This is a genomic window from Lactococcus sp. FSL K6-0773, from assembly GCF_038006485.1.
In the GTDB taxonomy this organism is placed as follows: domain Bacteria; phylum Bacillota; class Bacilli; order Lactobacillales; family Streptococcaceae; genus Lactococcus; species Lactococcus lactis.
The window spans coordinates 811,946-829,187 of record NZ_JBBOVF010000001.1 but is presented as its reverse complement, the minus strand read 5'-3'; the positions used below and the strand labels follow the sequence as shown (position 1 = coordinate 829,187).

17 protein-coding genes are annotated in these 17,242 nt (G+C 35.5%); 16 read left to right on the top strand and 1 reads right to left on the bottom strand.

Features of this window, described 5'->3' with window-relative positions; all coding sequences use genetic code 11:
- The first annotated feature begins 1 nt into the window (after position 1).
- The 6 genes from MHB61_RS03985 (at position 2) to MHB61_RS03960 (ending at position 6,188) form a co-directional block, all read left to right on the top strand.
- Positions 2-229, top strand: a complete 228-nt coding sequence (locus MHB61_RS03985) for a DUF4059 family protein (RefSeq protein ID WP_004255037.1) — start codon at positions 2-4, stop codon at positions 227-229.
- A 194-nt stretch (positions 230-423) separates the two neighbouring features.
- Positions 424-1,350, top strand: a complete 927-nt coding sequence (gene trxB / locus MHB61_RS03980) for a thioredoxin-disulfide reductase (protein ID WP_010905642.1) — start codon at positions 424-426, stop codon at positions 1,348-1,350.
- A 141-nt stretch (positions 1,351-1,491) separates the two neighbouring features.
- Positions 1,492-1,740 carry a preprotein translocase subunit SecG gene (gene secG, locus MHB61_RS03975; protein WP_003130913.1) on the top strand — a complete coding sequence of 83 codons (249 nt, stop codon included), beginning with the start codon at positions 1,492-1,494 and terminating at the stop codon, positions 1,738-1,740.
- A 250-nt stretch (positions 1,741-1,990) separates the two neighbouring features.
- A complete protein-coding gene (gene rnr / locus MHB61_RS03970; protein WP_137016173.1) occupies positions 1,991-4,444 on the top strand; it encodes a ribonuclease R in 2,454 nt (817 codons plus the stop codon).
- Between the two features lie 18 nt (positions 4,445-4,462).
- Positions 4,463-5,050, top strand: a complete 588-nt coding sequence (locus MHB61_RS03965; RefSeq protein ID WP_003130916.1) for an isochorismatase family protein — start codon at positions 4,463-4,465, stop codon at positions 5,048-5,050.
- Positions 5,051-5,129: 79 nt separating this feature from the next.
- Positions 5,130-6,188 (top strand): endonuclease, encoded by a 1,059-nt coding sequence (locus MHB61_RS03960; RefSeq protein WP_010905645.1) that lies wholly within the window; start codon positions 5,130-5,132, stop codon positions 6,186-6,188.
- Positions 6,189-6,213: 25 nt separating this feature from the next.
- Here MHB61_RS03960 and MHB61_RS03955 read toward each other — a convergent pair whose 3' ends face one another.
- The gene (locus tag MHB61_RS03955; protein WP_014570511.1) at positions 6,214-7,155 is read right to left on the bottom strand and encodes a UbiA family prenyltransferase; all 942 of its coding nucleotides are present in this window, start codon (positions 7,153-7,155) and stop codon (positions 6,214-6,216) included.
- Between the two features lie 153 nt (positions 7,156-7,308).
- On the opposite strand from MHB61_RS03955, the gene MHB61_RS03950 reads away from it, so the two are divergent.
- The 10 genes from MHB61_RS03950 to MHB61_RS03905 all read left to right on the top strand — a co-directional run bounded on the left by MHB61_RS03950 (position 7,309) and on the right by MHB61_RS03905 (position 17,233).
- The gene (locus tag MHB61_RS03950; protein ID WP_003130922.1) at positions 7,309-7,572 is read left to right on the top strand and encodes an ACT domain-containing protein; all 264 of its coding nucleotides are present in this window, start codon (positions 7,309-7,311) and stop codon (positions 7,570-7,572) included.
- A gap of 116 nt (positions 7,573-7,688) precedes the next feature.
- Entirely contained in the window at positions 7,689-9,026 is a 1,338-nt protein-coding gene (locus tag MHB61_RS03945; protein ID WP_003130925.1) for a PFL family protein, read from the top strand.
- A 99-nt stretch (positions 9,027-9,125) separates the two neighbouring features.
- Positions 9,126-9,605 carry a hypothetical protein gene (locus MHB61_RS03940; RefSeq protein WP_010905647.1) on the top strand — a complete coding sequence of 160 codons (480 nt, stop codon included), beginning with the start codon at positions 9,126-9,128 and terminating at the stop codon, positions 9,603-9,605.
- Between the two features lie 67 nt (positions 9,606-9,672).
- Positions 9,673-10,368: a histidine phosphatase family protein gene (locus MHB61_RS03935; protein WP_003130927.1), complete on the top strand. Its 696-nt coding sequence runs from the start codon at positions 9,673-9,675 to the stop codon at positions 10,366-10,368.
- Entirely contained in the window at positions 10,365-11,111 is a 747-nt protein-coding gene (locus tag MHB61_RS03930) for a M15 family metallopeptidase (protein ID WP_014570512.1), read from the top strand. Before MHB61_RS03935 ends, MHB61_RS03930 begins: the two co-directional genes overlap by 4 nt.
- Positions 11,112-11,124: 13 nt before the next feature.
- Complete coding sequence (locus tag MHB61_RS03925; RefSeq protein WP_010905649.1) at positions 11,125-11,529, top strand: hypothetical protein; 405 nt, start codon at positions 11,125-11,127, stop codon at positions 11,527-11,529.
- Positions 11,530-11,749: 220 nt separating this feature from the next.
- The gene (gene hrcA, locus MHB61_RS03920) at positions 11,750-12,793 is read left to right on the top strand and encodes a heat-inducible transcriptional repressor HrcA (protein WP_010905650.1); all 1,044 of its coding nucleotides are present in this window, start codon (positions 11,750-11,752) and stop codon (positions 12,791-12,793) included.
- A 29-nt stretch (positions 12,794-12,822) separates the two neighbouring features.
- Positions 12,823-13,362, top strand: coding sequence for a nucleotide exchange factor GrpE (grpE, locus tag MHB61_RS03915; protein ID WP_010905651.1), 540 nt, complete (start codon positions 12,823-12,825; stop codon positions 13,360-13,362).
- A 72-nt stretch (positions 13,363-13,434) separates the two neighbouring features.
- On the top strand, positions 13,435-15,258 hold the full coding sequence (dnaK, locus tag MHB61_RS03910; protein ID WP_010905652.1) for a molecular chaperone DnaK: 1,824 nt from the start codon (positions 13,435-13,437) through the stop codon (positions 15,256-15,258).
- Between the two features lie 211 nt (positions 15,259-15,469).
- Complete coding sequence (locus tag MHB61_RS03905; protein WP_003130933.1) at positions 15,470-17,233, top strand: oleate hydratase; 1,764 nt, start codon at positions 15,470-15,472, stop codon at positions 17,231-17,233.
- Positions 17,234-17,242 lie beyond the last annotated feature (9 nt).

The window sequence follows — 17,242 nt, the reverse complement described above, 5'->3', positions numbered from 1 at the left end:
AATGATGATTTTACAGTTTTATTTAAAAGGTCTATTAATTTCAGCTATCTTTGTTTTATTGGTAGGTGGATTATATGCGTTCACTTACCTTGTGCGAAATACGAAAAAACCGTGGACTGAAAGAAGAAACCGAATTTTTGATTTAATTTTAGTTGGTATTTTAACGACGCCTATCCTGAGTTTTGCTGTTTTAGGAGTACTTGTAATACTAAGAATTCGTGGACTTTGATTTCTATTTATGCTTTAAATAAATCTAATTAATGGAAAAATATCGTTTGACAATGTAAAATGGTGCTATAAGATTTTAGATATTAGAAAAAAGAGTTTTTAGAACTAATAAAAAATGGCTCAAGTTTGCTGAAATGCTAGCTTGAGTTTATGAATTTAAGGGGAGTTCTTTAGCTCTTAGAAAAGGGATTAAAAATGACAGAAAAGAAATATGATGTTGTCATCATTGGTTCAGGCCCTGCGGGAATGACTGCAGCGATGTATACTGCACGTTCTGAAATGAAAACTTTGCTTTTAGAACGTGGTGTTCCTGGTGGTCAAATGAATAACACAGCTGAGATTGAAAATTATCCTGGCTATGAAACAATCATGGGTCCTGAACTTTCAATGAAAATGGCTGAACCTTTGGAAGGTTTAGGTGTAGAAAATGCTTATGGTTTTGTGACGGCTATTGAAGACCATGGGGATTACAAAAAAATTATCACAGAAGATGATGAGTTTGTCACTAAATCAATTATTATTGCGACAGGAGCTAATCACCGTAAGCTTGAAATTCCCGGTGAGGAAGAATATGGAGCTCGCGGAGTTTCCTACTGTGCCGTTTGTGATGGTGCTTTCTTTAGAAACCAAGAAATTTTAGTTATTGGTGGTGGTGACTCTGCTGTTGAAGAAGCTCTCTACTTGACTCGTTTTGGTCAATCAGTAACAATTATGCATCGTCGTGATAAATTGCGTGCACAAGAAATTATCCAACAAAGAGCTTTCAAAGAAGAAAAAATCAACTTTATTTGGGATTCTGTTCCTATGGAAATTAAAGGGGATGACAAAAAAGTTCAATCCGTTGTTTATAAAAACGTTAAAACGGGTGAAGTAACTGAAAAAGCTTTTGGTGGAATCTTCATTTATGTGGGACTTGACCCAGTTGCTGAATTTGCTGGGAATCTTGGAATTACTGATGAAGCCGGTTGGATTATTACCGATGACCATATGAGAACAAGTCTACCTGGTATTTTTGCCGTAGGTGATGTTCGTCAAAAAGATTTCCGTCAAATCACTACAGCTATTGGTGATGGAGCGCAAGCAGCTCAAGAAGCTTATAAATTTGTAGCTGAACTTGATTAAAATAAAAAATTACTGACAAAATCGTCAGTAATTTTTTATTAAAGGATTCGGAATGACTTTTAATCGAAAATATGGTAAAATGTAAGTAACGCAATTTTGAAAAAGGAGATTAGGTTTATCGCCTAAGTAATTTATAAGACTATGGAAAAAGTAATTTATGACATTTTGCTTGTTGCAATGCTTGTAGTTTCAGCATTTATTATTGTAGCGATTTTCATGCAACCTTCAAAACAAGATGGAGCAGCAGATGCTTTTTCGGGTGGAACAGGTGAATTGTTTGAACGTCGTAAAGCGCGCGGTTTTGAGGCAGTGATGCAGCGTTTTACAGCAATCATGATTGGCTTATGGCTAGTTATTGGATTTGCTCTTGTTGTTTTATCAACACGTTAAAATTGCGGGCTGAAAACAGTCCGTATTTTATTTTCTTATAAATGTTTTTCTAATTGCGTCAAATGTTTAATTGTCCAAATTGTCAGTGGTAGAATTGATTCTATCAGTCAAAAATGTCTGATAAAATGATTAATACCACTGATAATCTCTTAAAATATTAGCTAAAAAATCAAGTTAATATTTGAAATAAAAAAAAGAAAGGGGCTTTTTGTCCAATTTTTGTGGTCAAAAAGTTCATTGAGAGAATATAATGAGTATTAGAGAAGTAATCATGGACTATCTTGAGAATAGTTCAAAAAAAGCACTGTCAGTAGAAGAATTGTCAGTTGCGTTACATATGAATAAGGCTAAAGATTACAAAGTATTTGTCAAAACTTTAGCTTCACTAGAAGCCGAGCATTTGCTTAATTTTACTGCAAAAGGTAAAGTTGAACTAGCCGAAAAAGAAGAGGCAAAAGTTGTCATCAGCGGAATTTTACGGGCCAATGCAGCTGGCTTTGGTTTTGTCAGCATTGATGCTGAAGAACCAGACGTTTTTGTCGCAAGAGGCCAAACGGCTTTCGCCCTTGATGGTGACGAAGTTTTTATTGAAATTGATAAAAATGCCAATGCGCTCAAAGGAACTTCTGCTGAAGGGCATGTTGTCGAAATCATTCGCCATGACGTCCATCAGGTTGTTGGAACTTTTGTAGCTTTGAATGATGATGAAAAAGAGCAAACAGGACTGATTGGTTTTGTTAAATCTCGGAATAAAAAAATCCCTTATCGTGTTTATTTAGAAAATGAAGGTTTAATTCCTGAAAATAAAGCGATTGTTCGTGTTGAAATCACTCATTATCCAGATAAGGAATTTCCACAGACAATGCAAGGATTAGTCACTGAAATTATTGGTCAAGCAGATGACCAAGGAATTGACGTTTTGGAAGTTTTGGCTTCAATGGATATTGTTTCTGAATTTCCAAAAGAAGTTTTAGACCAAGCTGAAGCTGTTCCAGAAGAAGTTCCAGAAAATGAAATTGTGGGACGAGTCGATTATCGTAATGAAATCACTTTTACAATTGATGGAGCAGACGCAAAAGACCTTGATGATGCTGTGCATGCTAAACGTTTGGAAAATGGAAACTATGAATTAGGAGTACATATTGCGGATGTTTCACACTACGTCACTGAAAATTCTCCATTAGATAAAGAAGCTTACGAACGTGGAACATCTGTTTATGTGACGGATCGAGTAGTTCCAATGCTGCCCGAACGTCTCTCTAATGGAATTTGTTCATTGAATCCTCGAATCAATCGTCTAACGCAGTCTTGTGTCATGGAAATTAGTCCTGAAGGTCGAGTGATCAACTATCAAATTTCTCAATCAATTATTAAAACGACAGAAAGAATGACTTATGATGCCGTTAATCAAATGATTGCAGGAGATGAGGCAGCACTTGAAAACTATGCTAAAATTGCAGATTCTGTAAAAATAATGGTTGAACTTCACCATATTTTAGAAGCCATGCGTAAAAGACGCGGGGCCATTGATTTTGATACAGTAGAAGCGAAAATCATTGTCAATGAAAAAGGACTGCCAATTGAAATTAGAAAACGAACACGTGGCATTGCTGAGCGAATGATTGAATCATTCATGCTTGAAGCGAATGAAACAGTTGCGACACATTTCGAAGCGCATGGCCTGCCTTTTATCTATCGGATTCACGAACAACCAAAAGCTGATAGATTGCAACGTTTTATTGATTTTGCAGCAACTTTTGGAATGCAGATTGAAGGAACTTCAAATGGTATTGATCAGAAGGTTTTACAAGCTTTCATGAAGAAAATTAAAGGTCAGCCTGGCGAAATGGTCTTGTCAACTATGTTGTTACGGAGTATGCAGCAAGCTCGTTATTCAGAAAACAATGAGGGTCACTTTGGTTTAGCTGCGGAAAATTATACGCACTTTACTTCACCAATTCGTCGTTATCCCGATTTGTTGGTTCATCGATTGATTCGTGAAATTGGTGAGGGAAAAACACCAGCTAATATTTTACAAAAATGGGAAGATAAAATTCCTGAAATTGCAGAACATTCTAGTCATCGTGAACGCCGGGCGGTTGATGCTGAACGTGAAGTTGAAAAAATGAAAAAAGCCGAATTCATGGAAGAACATGTGGGTGAAGAGTATGAAGGGATTATTGCTTCAGTTACCCGTTTTGGAATGTTTATTGAACTTGAAAATACGATTGAAGGTTTAGTTCATATTTCAACCCTTAAAGGTGATTATTTTAATTATCAAGAACGAATGTTGGCGCTTATTGGCGAACGAAGTGGACTTACCTTTAAAATTGGTCAGCCTATTAAAATAAAAGTTGTCAAAGCTGATAGAATGACTGGGGAGATTGATTTTGAATATCTACCTTCAGAATTAGATTTGATTGATAAAGCAGCGAAAGCGAAGAAAAAACCTGATCATAAAGGTCGCAAAAAATCAAATCAATCTCTTAAGGTTAAATCAGTAGCGCCAAAATCTACTGACAAATCTGCTAATAAATCAAAAAATGGCAGAAGAGCTGACGAGAAATCTGAATTTGATAAAAAGAAAAAGAAATCAGCCAAGAAACCATTTTACAGTAAAGCTGCTAAGGGCAAATTTACTGACAAAAAAGATAATGGCAAAAAATTTACTGACGGAAGAAAAAAGCCACATAAAAGAGGCTAAAATTTGAGAGAAAAAAATATGACAACTTTGAATTTAGAAAAAACAGCCTTGGTTATTATTGACCTACAAAAAGGAATTGCAGGGCGTGAGGGATTTGCTCCTTATTCTGCACAAGAGGTTTTAGCTAAAAATAAAGAACTTGTAACAAGTTTAAAAAATACAGGCGCTTTAATTGTTTTTGTTCACGTCAAAAACTACGGTGGCGAAACTTTAAAACCAAAAACTGACAATCCAGCTGTTGCACAAGGACAAATTCCGGCAGATTTTGCAGATTTTGTCATGCCTGAAGCTTATGATAAAGAATATAATAATGTCATTCATGTCGCTAAACATAACTGGGGCGCATTTTACGGCACGGATTTAGATGTCCAATTACGTCGTCGTGGAATTGATGAAATACTCTTGACTGGAATTGCTACAACGATCGGTTGTGATACTACGGCCCGTGAAGCTTTCCAGCATGGTTATCAAGTTATTGCTATTGAAGATGCAATGACAGATTTTAATGGGCAACTCCATCAAGGAATTGTTGAGGGAATTTTCCCACGCCTTGGACGAGTTCGCTCAACACAAGAAGTTTTAAAAATGATTGAAGAAAGTAAATAAGTTTGGGATAAATATTTTACTGACAGACTGTTTAGGAGTGGCTGTCAGTAAATTTTCCTAGAATTATTTAGTGAATAATATGAAAAATCGCTTAAAGTTAATTGGAAAAATCCTTGTCAGCATTATTTTAGTATTTGCTCTGATTATTGGGTCTTATGTCATCTATGTTTATGCACAATATCATCGCCTTCCTAATGATATGAAGCAGACAATTAAAAATCCTCAAACTCAGCAAGTTGAGCTGGGGCAAACCTATAAAATGATGACTTTTAATATCGGTTATGGTTCTTACCCTCCTTCTTTCAATTTTTTCATGGATGGTGGGGATGATGTGCGAGCTTATAGTAAATCTGCTGTCAAATCTGCAATTCAAGAAGATATCAGACTTATTAATAAAGAGAAGCCAGACTTTGGAAATATTCAAGAAATTGATTGGCAAGGAGATCGCAGCCAACAAGTAAATGAACCTCAAATGGTTCGTGCTGGCCTTCCCGATTATACCAGTGTTCTGACACAGAATTACGATTCAGCCTATCTTTTTTATCCGGTTACCAAGCCAATTGGAAAAGCTAAATCTGGAATTATGACTTATTCTAAATATGAAATTGAAAGTTCAACAAGATATAAGTTGCCTATCGAAACTAATTTTAATAAATTTTTTGATTTAGACCGAGCTTTTTCTGTCAGTATTTTGCCAATTAAGAATTCAGATAAAAAATTCGTCATCTTTAATACACATCTGTCAGCATTTATCACTGACCAAAAAATTCAAAAACAACAATTATTGACTTTATTTGATGAGATGAAAAAGTATGTTTCTAAAGGAGATTATGTCATTTGTGGGGCTGATTATAACCATGCCCTAGCTGGTAAAGCTCATCCAGAATTAACATGGATGAAGGAATTTCCCACGGAAAATTTGACAAAAGGAATGCGAGTGGTCGCACCAACCAATGCCCCAACTGTTCGTTCACTTGATTATGCCTATGATAAGAAAAATCCCAAAAATACATTTGGAATTATTGACGGATTTCTTGTTTCAAATAATATAAAAGACTTAAAAATACAAACCATTGATAATCAGTTCAAATCATCGGACCACCAGCCGGTCGTCATGGATTTCTCTTTGGAAAAGTAAAAAAAGCGCTAAGCGCTTTTTTATTTTACTTAAAAATAATTCCCAGTAACAACGTAAGGGCAAGAGAAGCATTAAATAACATCAGATTGTCAATTTGAAGGTGGAAAGTCTCTGATTTACTTTGTTTGGCTCTAAATTTTTTAATATTAGGAATAACTTTCAGGGCAATGATGCTCATTAATAATGACCAAATTGGTAAAATTCCCAAAGCAATGGCAATTAAAATACAAAGTCCAGCAAATAAATATAGTCCAGTAAATACTTTTAAACTGAGTGGAATCTTTAGATAATAAGGTAAAGTATAACGCTCATTGCGAATGTCCTGTTCTAAATCGCAAATATTATCAGAAAACATAATATTAAAATTTTGAACAAAACACATTAGACCGACTAGAAGGATTGGTAAAAGAATTTTAAAGTCCCAAGTCCATGTCATGAACCAATTCCTGTCAAAATTAATGAAAAAATAGCCTTTATCATAAGAATTAATATAGACAGCAAGGAAAAGACCAAAGAACCCTTCGCAAAGACCCGCTAAAATTTCGCCCAAAGGAAAACGAGAAAAAGCAAAAGGACCATAAGTATAGAAAATAGCAATTAAGAAACAAAGTCCACCAATTGGTAAAATCGCAAGATTAGTCAAGAAAAGAACAATTAGTCCAACGACTACATCAATCGCTAAAAGTGCCAAACAAATGTTTAAAGCAAGTTTAGGATTAATCGATTTAGCAACGATAATATTCCATTTCTTATACTCAGGATCAAGTGCTTTTTGATAATCCATCAGATTATTCCAAGCCGAAACAAAAAGATTAATGCTTGCTAAACCAATAAAAAATAGAAGCGTAGGCCAAAAATGAAAACTTCCAAAGTACCAAAAGGCAAAAAGACAGCCAGCAATCGGTGATAATAATGCTGCGGGCAAGGTTTGAATACGTGTAAAATTAAAAAAAGTTTTTAAAGTCATGATAAGCTGATTATAGCAAAAACTAGCCAATAAATCATGAATGATTTTGACTGACAGAGCTGTCAGCAAAAGTTTATTTTACTGACAAGAAAATTGAATGAAAATTTAAATAAAAATGTTATAATAGGATAAAAATTTGAATGGAGAAACAAAATGCGCGCAGTTGTAACAGTAGTAGGAGCAGATAAAATTGGGATTGTTGCTGGAGTCACAGCAACATTGGCAGAACTTGAAGCAAATATCATTGAAATTTCACAAACCTTGATGAGTGGAGCTTTTACCATGATGATGGTAGTTGAAACACAAAATAGTGATTTTTCAGCCTTTCAAGCAGAACTTTCAAGAAAAGGTGAAGCCTTGGGTGTCAATATTCATGTTCAAAATGAAGCAATTTTTAACGCCATGCACAAATTATAATTTACTGACAGAAAAAAATTAGCCAATAAATGACTTTTATTTAAAAGTATTTTTACTGACAGCACGAAAAAAATTTCTGTCAGTAAAATTTTAATCAAAACTAAGGAAATTAAATAATGGATATTCAAAATATCAAAGAAACAATTGCGATGATTGAAGAACAAAATTTCGACATTCGCACAATAACAATGGGAATCAGTCTTCTTGATTGTATCGATGCTGATATTGATAAAGCAGCTGAAAAAATCTATCAAAAAATTGTCAAAAAAGCAGGAAAACTTGTTGAAGTAGGTAACGAGATTGGACATGAACTCGGTATTAAAATTGTCAATAAACGTGTTTCTGTAACACCCATTGCAATTATCGGAGCAGCAACAGCTGCTGATGATTACACACCACTTGCTCTTGCGATGGATCGTGCAGCAAAAGAGATTGGCATCGACTTTATTGGTGGCTATTCTGCTCTTGTGCAAAAAGGCTATCAAAAAGGTGATGAAATTTTGATTAAATCAATGCCTAAAGCACTAGCAGCAACTGAGCGCGTATGTGCTTCGGTAAATGTTGGTTCAACTAAAACAGGTATTAATATGACAGCAGTTCGAGATATGGGTGAAACCATCAAAATCATGTCTAAAGGTGATAAATGGCTCAATGCCAAACTTGTTGTCTTTGCTAATGCCGTTGAAGACAATCCATTTATGGCAGGAGCTTTTCATGGAGTTGGGGAAGCAGATACGATTATCAACGTCGGAGTTTCAGGACCTGGTGTAGTTAAACGTGCTCTTGAAAAAGTCCGCGGAGAATCTTTTGATATTTTAGCCGAAACCATTAAAAAGACAGCTTTTAAAATTACAAGAATTGGTCAACTTGTTGGTCAAATGGCTTCAGAAAGACTTAATGTTGAATTTGGAATAGTTGATTTATCACTTGCACCTACACCAGCAATTGGCGATTCGGTTGCACGCGTTTTAGAAGAAATGGGACTTGAAACTGTTGGGACTCATGGAACAACAGCCGCCCTAGCCATGCTTAATGACGCTGTGAAAAAAGGCGGAGTTATGGCAGCTGAACGTGTTGGTGGACTTTCAGGCGCCTTTATCCCAGTTTCAGAAGATGAAGGAATGATTGCCGCTGTCAATTCTGGGGCATTGAATATTGAAAAATTAGAGGCCATGACTTGTGTTTGTTCAGTTGGCTTGGATATGATTGCAATTCCTGAAGAAACACCGGCATCTACCATTGCAGCAATGATTGCTGACGAAGCCGCCATCGGGGTCATTAATCAAAAAACGACAGCAGTACGGATTATTCCAATGGGCAAAGAAGGCGAACAAATTGAATTTGGTGGACTTTTCGGTGTAGCACCAGTTATGAGAGTAAACAAAGCGTCGTCAGCAGATTTTATTGCTCGTGGCGGTCAAATTCCAGCACCAATTCATTCATTTAAAAACTAAAAATACTTTTAAAATTTAGCTCCTAAACATTTCTAAAAAATGATGAGCGCTTCCAAAAATGATATAATAGAAGAAGTGAAAAAATACGGAGGTTATTTTATGGCTTACAAAGTGAATTTTAAAGATGTAGAAACAGTTGGCTTGGAAACTTCGCCGGTAGCCGATTCTTTAGCAGGTTTACGAGCTAATGAAGCACGTTATTTTTGGAATAAGTATAAATTTGAGTATCTCACATATCCAGCTCATGAAAAAGCCGACGAAGTCGCTTTGTTTGAGAAAATTTTACTTGAAGAACGTAATTTAAAATTTTCAGCAAAAATACTCGAAGTTGCTATCTATGAAAATGATGAACTCTATTGGCCTGAATTCTATTACGAAGACGGTATGGTTTTAAATCTACTCTATGAAAAAGTTGGACAAGAGGGCAAGAAACCAAAACGGGCAGTTGGAATAAAGTTGTCAGTGGGTATGGAAATCCCCAAAGAACTTGAGGGAAAATTCAAATTTGCACGCCAACGTTCAAAACTCGCAGGTGAGATAAGAGGTTCCTACTTTACAATTAAACAGGAATGGCTGTAATTTTCTATATAGATAGAAATATCCTATCGTAATTTTTTTGTTAGAATCATTAAAAAGGGGAGTAGAAATGGTAAATATTTATTTAGTTCGACATGGAAAGACAATGTTTAATACAATTGGTAGAGCGCAAGGTTGGTCTGATACACCTTTAACTGCGGCAGGAGAACAAGGAATTATTGAACTTGGTCTAGGATTCAAAGAAAAAGGCATTAAATTTGACCGAGCTTATTCATCTGATTCTGGACGTACAATCCAGACAATGGGTTTTATCTTGGCTAATTCTGATAATGAAGGAATTCCATACACTTATGATAAAAGAATCCGTGAGTGGTGTTTTGGTTCATTTGATGGTGGCTATGACGGAGAACTTTTTGATGGTGTTTTACCAAGAATATTTACCGAAACTGGAAATCATCATACCGACGAATTTCCTCCAGATGAAGTAATTGCTAATGCGATTTTTGAAGTTGATACGGCTGGCTGGGCTGAACCTTGGGAAAAACTTTCAGGACGTATCATGGATGGTTTTACAGATATTGCCAAGGAATCTGAAGCAAAAGGGGCTAAAAATATTGTTATTGTCAGCCATGGAATGACCATTGGAACTTTTGTAAAACTCGCTCACCCAGAACTCCCTCGTCCACATGGTCTTGATAATGGTTCTGTCACCCATTTAAGTTTTGAGGATGGAAAATTCACCATTGGAAAAGTCGGAGACATGTCTTATCGAGAAATAGGGAGTGAAAAGTTAGCTAAAAAATGAAAAGAAGAATAACATTTAGTTTAATCGTGCTTGTTCTTTTAATCATTGGCGCTTTAGGATTTATTTTAATCAGCAATGATAAGTCAAATTCAACAAACGAATCAGCTAAAAAAACAAGTATTTCGTCATCTAAAGAGGTGGCAAAGAAAAAGGATTTACCTGACGCTAAACAATCAGATTGGGATTTAGTATTGGTGAGTCGAAAATCACCTAAAGATGAAATGAACCCAACACTGGCAACCGTAAATGGGATTCAAGTTGATCAAAGGATAGCATCAGCGGTTCAACAATTTTTAGCAGCAGCCCAACAAATATCACCAGCTGAACATTTAATCTCAGGTTATCGGTCAGTCTCATATCAAGAAGGGCTTTATCAATCTTATGTCCAAGCAGAAATGAATGGTCAAGGAACAGTAAATTCTAGTGGAAATCCAATTTCAGAAGAAGAAGCGATAAAAAATGTACAAACTTATTCTCAGCCGCCAAGAAGTTCAGAACATCAAACAGGATTAGCGATTGATATGAGTAATATTGATAGCCTAAATGAGAGTCAATATGCAAAACAAGTTGCAGCAATTGCTCCCAAATATGGATTTGTTCTTCGTTTTCCAGAAGGGAAAAAGGCAGAGACAGGAATTGGTTATGAAGACTGGCATTTTAGATATGTTGGTTTAGAAAATGCTAAATATATGACCGAACACAATCTTACTTTAGAAGAATATCTAAAACTATTACCAGCATAAAGGAAATGAAATCATGCTAAACCGAACCAGACTTCTACTCTATGTTAATGTTGCTCTATTTATTTACAGTGTCTCGGAAATGATTAAAGTTCTCCTTGTTCATAATAATTTCTTTAGTCAATTTTTTAATAACTTATCGACAAATATAAAAACATTAACGACTAAAATTTCGTCAACAATTACGAGTTGGCAAAGTTTAATCTATTTATTGATTTTTGCTTTATTAATCTTTCTATTATTGAAATTTTGGCGTTTTACTTTTATACTTTTAGAAATTATTTCGGCACTTTTGATTATAGATTATGCCATACTTTTCATTCAACATGAAGTAAAGTATGGAAGCCTCTTTGTCATTGCTGTAATGGTAATTACAGTCATGAATATTTGGCAAACATCCAAAGATTCCAATCTTTTATAAACGAAATTAGCACTCTAACAAAAAGAGTGCTAATTTTTATGTCTTTTTGCTTGACAAGGTATAAACAAAGGGTTATAATAAATTTGTTAGCACTTAGAGATGAAGAGTGCTAAAACAGAAAAAGCTTGTAGATACTAAACAGAAGTCAAAGGCTCAAGAAATTTTTGAGCTTGCGAAAGAAGTTTTGCCGAACTTCTTATCTGTGGAGAAAGGAGTAGTCATGATTACAGAACGTCAAAGACAAATTTTAAATTTGATTGTTTCTCTTTATGCCAAAGAGCATACGCCAATTGGTTCAAAGTCGCTCCTTGATAGTATTCAAGCTTCTAGTGCTACAATCCGAAACGACATGAAAGTCTTGGAAAAACTAGGTTTGATTCAAAAAGAACACACCTCAAGTGGACGTGTTCCAAGTGTTTCAGGTTATAAGTATTTTGTAGAAAATGTCATCCAGTTAGATGAATTTAGTCAAAATGACTTATTTAAAGTGATGAAAGCTTTTGATGGTGATTTTTATCGCTTATCTGACCTGTTTAAAACAGCGGCTAAAAGTTTATCAGGACTCACTGGTTTGACAAGCTTTGTACTTAATGCTCCCCAACGTGACCAACAATTAGTTTCATTTGAAATGGTCATGCTGGATAGTCATTCAGTACTTTCAGTTATAACATTAGGGACTGGTGAAGTAAGAACAAATCAATTTATTCTTCCAAAATCGATGACCGAAGCTGATTTAGCAGTCTTTAGTAATCTAGTTAAAGAACGTCTGGTTGGTAAAAAAGTGATTGATATTCACTATACTTTACGAACAGAGATTCCACAGATTGTTCAGCGTTATTTCAAAGTTACGAGTGAAGTTCTCCAACTCTTTGAATCAATTTTTGATGATTTGTTCAAAGAACGGCTGACCGTCGCTGGGCGTAAAAATATCTTTGATTATGCAACTGACAATCTTGCAGAATTATATAAACTCTTTAGCGATGATGAACGGATGCTTCATGAAATTCGCGAAATCACTAATAACGATGAAATGCGTGCCGTTAAATTTGACAATGACGAAAAATATATGAAAAATTTAACGATTATTTCGCAAAAATTTGTTATCCCATATCGCGGTTTTGGTACACTAACAGTCGTTGGACCTGTAGAAATGGATTATCAAAGGACGTTATCAGTTCTTGACTTAGTTGCTAAAGTTTTAACTATGAAGCTGAGTGACTATTATCGTTATCTTGATGGTAACCATTATGAAATTAGTAAATGATAAAAAAGTTATTTAAAAAAGGAGGGCCTATGTCCGAAGAAACTAAAGAAGAAATCAAAAATGAAAAAGTTGATGAAGAAGTGACTGAGGAGTTGACAGAGGAAGCACTTGAGGATATTGTTGAAGAAGAAATCAACGAACTTGATGAAGCACAAAAGTTAGCGACTGAGTGGGAAAATAAATTCCTTCGCGTTTCTGCAGAAATGCAAAACGTACAACGTCGTGGAAATGAAGAACGTTTGCAACTTATCAAATATCGTTCACAAGATTTAGCAAAAAAAATCTTATCTTCACTAGATAATCTTGAACGTGCACTTGCTGTTGAAGGATTAACGGATGATGTTAAAAAAGGCCTTGAAATGGTCCAAGAAAGCTTGATTTCAGCGCTTAAAGAAGAAGGCGTTGAAGAAGTTTCTTATGAAAGTTTCGACCATAATATTCACATGGCTGTTCAAACTGTCCCAGCTGATGATGAACATCCAGCTGACAGCATCGTGCAAGTTTTCCAAAAAGGTTACCAACTTCACGAACGTTTACTTCGTCCAGCAATGGTTGTCGTAGCACAGTAAATTAAAAAATAAATTGACCGCAAAGTCTTTAAACTATTCATAAGTAATAAGAAATAAAGGAGATTTAATAATATGTCTAAAATTATCGGTATTGACCTTGGTACAACAAACTCAGCAGTAGCAGTTCTTGAAGGAACTGAATCAAAAATTATTCCAAATCCAGAAGGAAATCGTACAACACCTTCAGTTGTAGCTTTCAAAAATGGTGAAATCATTGTCGGTGACGCTGCAAAACGTCAAGCGGTAACTAACCCAGAAACAATTATTTCTATTAAATCAAAAATGGGAACATCTGAAAAAGTTTCTGCAAATGGTAAAGAATATACACCACAAGAAATTTCAGCAATGATTCTTCAAAACTTGAAAGCTACAGCAGAAGCTTATCTTGGAGAAAAAGTAGAAAAAGCAGTTATCACTGTACCTGCATACTTCAATGACGCTCAACGTCAAGCAACTAAAGATGCTGGTAAAATTGCTGGTCTTGAAGTAGAACGTATCGTTAACGAACCAACAGCAGCAGCTCTTGCTTATGGTCTTGATAAAACAGATAAAGATGAAAAGATTCTTGTATTTGACCTTGGTGGTGGTACATTCGACGTTTCAATTCTTGAACTTGGTGATGGTGTCTTTGATGTTCTTGCAACTGCTGGTAACAACAAACTCGGTGGTGATGATTTTGACCAAAAAATCATTGACTGGATGGTTGCCGAATTCAAGAAAGAAAACGGAATTGACCTTGCCCAAGATAAAATGGCTTTGCAACGTTTGAAAGATGCCGCTGAAAAAGCGAAAAAAGACCTTTCAGGTGTAACAACTACTCAAATCAGCTTGCCATTCATCACAGCCGGTGCTGCTGGCCCTCTTCACTTGGAAATGGCTTTGACTCGTGCTAAATTTGATGAATTGACACATGATCTTGTTGAAGCGACACGTCAACCAGTTCGCCAAGCCCTTTCTGATGCTGGCTTGTCAACTTCTGATATTGACGAAGTTCTCTTGGTTGGTGGTTCAACTCGTATCCCTGCTGTTGTTGAACTTGTTCGTCACGAAACAAACAAAGAACCAAATAAATCAGTAAACCCTGATGAAGTTGTTGCTATGGGTGCAGCAATTCAGGGTGGTGTGATTACTGGTGACGTTAAAGATGTTGTTCTCCTTGACGTTACTCCACTTTCACTTGGTATTGAAACAATGGGTGGTGTCTTCACAAAATTGATTGACCGTAACACAACTATCCCAACTTCTAAATCGCAAGTCTTCTCAACTGCTGCTGATAATCAACCCGCTGTAGATATTCATGTCCTTCAAGGTGAACGTCCAATGGCAGCTGATAACAAAACTTTGGGTCGTTTCCAATTAACAGATATCCCTGCAGCACCACGTGGTATTCCACAAATCGAAGTAACATTTGATATTGATAAAAATGGTATTGTTTCTGTTAAAGCTAAAGACCTTGGTACACAAAAAGAACAAACAATCGTTATCAAATCAAACTCAGGTCTTTCTGATGAAGAAATTGATAAAATGATGAAAGATGCTGAAGCGAATGCTGACGCTGATGCAAAACGTAAAGAAGAAGTTGATACACGTAATGAAGCTGATGCTTTAGTTTTCCAAACTGAAAAAACTTTGAAAGACCTTGAAGGAAAAGTAGAAGAAGCTGAAGTTAAAAAAGCTGAAGAAGCTAAAGAAGAACTCAAAAAAGCGCTTGAAGGTGAAGATATTGATGATATCAAAGCTAAATCAGAAGCACTTTCTGAAATCGCTCAAAACCTCGCTGTAAAACTTTATGAACAAGCAAATGCAGCTCAAGGTGAAGCTGGACAAGCAACTGATGCTCAAGAAGCTCCAAAAGATGATAATACATTTGATGGTGACTTTGAAGAAAGCAAATAATAATTTATAAAAGCACTGATTCTTTTGTCAGTGCTTTTTTTATAAAAATGGACAAAATAGACATGTTGTCTAAAAACTATTTCAGATTCTTGCAATCATTTTCTTCTTGTACTATGATGAAATTAGTAAGAGATTGGAGGAAAATTAGAAGTAAAGAGACTAAAAAATTTAGTCAAACTGATGTTGTTTAGATTAGAGGAGGTTAATTATTATGCGTTATACAAATGGAAATTATGAAGCTTTCGTTCACCCAAGAAAACCAGAAAATGTTGATCAAAAATCAGCTTATATTATTGGGGCAGGCCTTGCAGGACTTGCAACAGCAGTATTTTTAATTCGTGACGGTCAAATGTCAGGGGACCGTATTCATATTTTAGAAGAGTTACCGTTGTCAGGAGGTTCTCTTGACGGTTCCTTTATTCCACATGATGGTTTCGTTGTTCGTGGTGGACGTGAAATGGAAAACCATTTTGAATGTCTTTGGGATTTATTCCGAACAATTCCGTCATTAGAAGTGGACGATGCGTCTATTTTAGATGAGTTTTATCGAATTGATCGGGATGACCCAAATTCATCTAACTGTCGTATTATCCATAATCGTGGTGAACGGGTTGATGATGATGGAAAATTTACCCTAAGTCCAAAAGCTCAAGAAGAAATAATCAAATTATTCATGACTAAAGAAGAACTACTTGTAGGTAAAACAATAGAAGATTGCTTTACTGATGAGTTCTTCAAATCAAATTTTTGGCTTTATTGGTGTTCAATGTTTGCTTTTGAAAAATGGCATTCAGCTATTGAAATGCGTCGTTACATTATGCGTTTCATCCACCATATTGAGGGGTTACCTGATTTTTCTGCCCTAAAATTTACAAAATATAATCAATATGAATCGCTAGTAAAACCATTAATTTCATACTTAAAAGATCATGGAGTTGATTTTAAATATGGAGCACAGGTTGAAAATGTTGAAGTTGACTTTTCAAATGGCAAAAAGGTAGCAAAAGCTATTGTATTTGCTGACAAAGAAATAAAAGAACTGACAGAAAATGACTTAGTTTTTGTCACAAATGGTTCAATTACAGAAAGTTCAACTCAAGGTTCACCAACACAAGCCGCTCCGAAAACTAGTGAACTTGGTGGCTCTTGGAAACTTTGGCAAAATTTAGCTAAACAATCAGAAGAATTTGGACATCCAGATGTTTTTTGTAAGGAAATTCCAAAAGAAGCTTGGGTTGTATCAGCAACTGTCACTTGGAAAAATTTAAAGATTCAACCTTATTTTGAAAAATTAACACATCGTCAATTGCGTTCAGGAAAAGTTGTCACAGGAGGAATTATTACTGTTAAAGATTCAAATTGGCTCCTTTCATTTACAACTCACCGCCAACCTCATTTTAAAGAACAAAATGACCAAGAAACAGTAACTTGGGTTTATGGTCTTCTTTCAAATACACCTGGGAACTATATCAAAAAACCAATTGAAGATTGTACAGGTGAAGAAATTACTCAAGAATTACTTTATCATTTAGGAATGCCAGAAGAAGAAATTGAAGCATTTGTTAAAGAAAATACTAATACAATTCCAGTATATATGCCTTTCATTACTTCTTATTTCATGCTTCGTGAACCAGGGGATCGCCCTCTTGTAGTACCTGAACAATCAGTCAATTTAGCGTTTTTAGGAAATTTTGCGGAAACTGAGCGTGATACAGTCTTTACAACAGAGTATTCAGTCAGAACTGCGATGGAAGCTGTTTATCAATTATTAAATGTTGATCGCGGTGTTCCGGAAGTCTATGCTTCGGCTTATGATTTACGAACTTTAGCAAGTTCAGCCTACTATCTATCAGATAAGCAAAAATTAGAAGATTTAGAGCTTTCATTTATTAAAAAACAAGCGCTCAAAGTTGGACTTAAAAAAATCAAAGGGACATATATTGAAGAACTTTTAGAAGATGCGGGTCTGATTTAAAATTTAAAT

What these genes read in the sequence shown, in the direction of transcription:
- MHB61_RS03985 (WP_004255037.1), top strand. Translation starts at nt 2, where the DNA reads ATGATGATTTTACAGTTTTATTTAAAAGGTCTATTAATTTCAGCTATC.
- trxB (WP_010905642.1), top strand. Translation starts at nt 424, where the DNA reads ATGACAGAAAAGAAATATGATGTTGTCATCATTGGTTCAGGCCCTGCG.
- secG (WP_003130913.1), top strand. Translation starts at nt 1,492, where the DNA reads ATGGAAAAAGTAATTTATGACATTTTGCTTGTTGCAATGCTTGTAGTT.
- rnr (WP_137016173.1), top strand. Translation starts at nt 1,991, where the DNA reads ATGAGTATTAGAGAAGTAATCATGGACTATCTTGAGAATAGTTCAAAA.
- MHB61_RS03965 (WP_003130916.1), top strand. Translation starts at nt 4,463, where the DNA reads ATGACAACTTTGAATTTAGAAAAAACAGCCTTGGTTATTATTGACCTA.
- MHB61_RS03960 (WP_010905645.1), top strand. Translation starts at nt 5,130, where the DNA reads ATGAAAAATCGCTTAAAGTTAATTGGAAAAATCCTTGTCAGCATTATT.
- MHB61_RS03955 (WP_014570511.1), bottom strand. Translation starts at nt 7,155, where the DNA reads ATGACTTTAAAAACTTTTTTTAATTTTACACGTATTCAAACCTTGCCC.
- MHB61_RS03950 (WP_003130922.1), top strand. Translation starts at nt 7,309, where the DNA reads ATGCGCGCAGTTGTAACAGTAGTAGGAGCAGATAAAATTGGGATTGTT.
- MHB61_RS03945 (WP_003130925.1), top strand. Translation starts at nt 7,689, where the DNA reads ATGGATATTCAAAATATCAAAGAAACAATTGCGATGATTGAAGAACAA.
- MHB61_RS03940 (WP_010905647.1), top strand. Translation starts at nt 9,126, where the DNA reads ATGGCTTACAAAGTGAATTTTAAAGATGTAGAAACAGTTGGCTTGGAA.
- MHB61_RS03935 (WP_003130927.1), top strand. Translation starts at nt 9,673, where the DNA reads ATGGTAAATATTTATTTAGTTCGACATGGAAAGACAATGTTTAATACA.
- MHB61_RS03930 (WP_014570512.1), top strand. Translation starts at nt 10,365, where the DNA reads ATGAAAAGAAGAATAACATTTAGTTTAATCGTGCTTGTTCTTTTAATC.
- MHB61_RS03925 (WP_010905649.1), top strand. Translation starts at nt 11,125, where the DNA reads ATGCTAAACCGAACCAGACTTCTACTCTATGTTAATGTTGCTCTATTT.
- hrcA (WP_010905650.1), top strand. Translation starts at nt 11,750, where the DNA reads ATGATTACAGAACGTCAAAGACAAATTTTAAATTTGATTGTTTCTCTT.
- grpE (WP_010905651.1), top strand. Translation starts at nt 12,823, where the DNA reads ATGTCCGAAGAAACTAAAGAAGAAATCAAAAATGAAAAAGTTGATGAA.
- dnaK (WP_010905652.1), top strand. Translation starts at nt 13,435, where the DNA reads ATGTCTAAAATTATCGGTATTGACCTTGGTACAACAAACTCAGCAGTA.
- MHB61_RS03905 (WP_003130933.1), top strand. Translation starts at nt 15,470, where the DNA reads ATGCGTTATACAAATGGAAATTATGAAGCTTTCGTTCACCCAAGAAAA.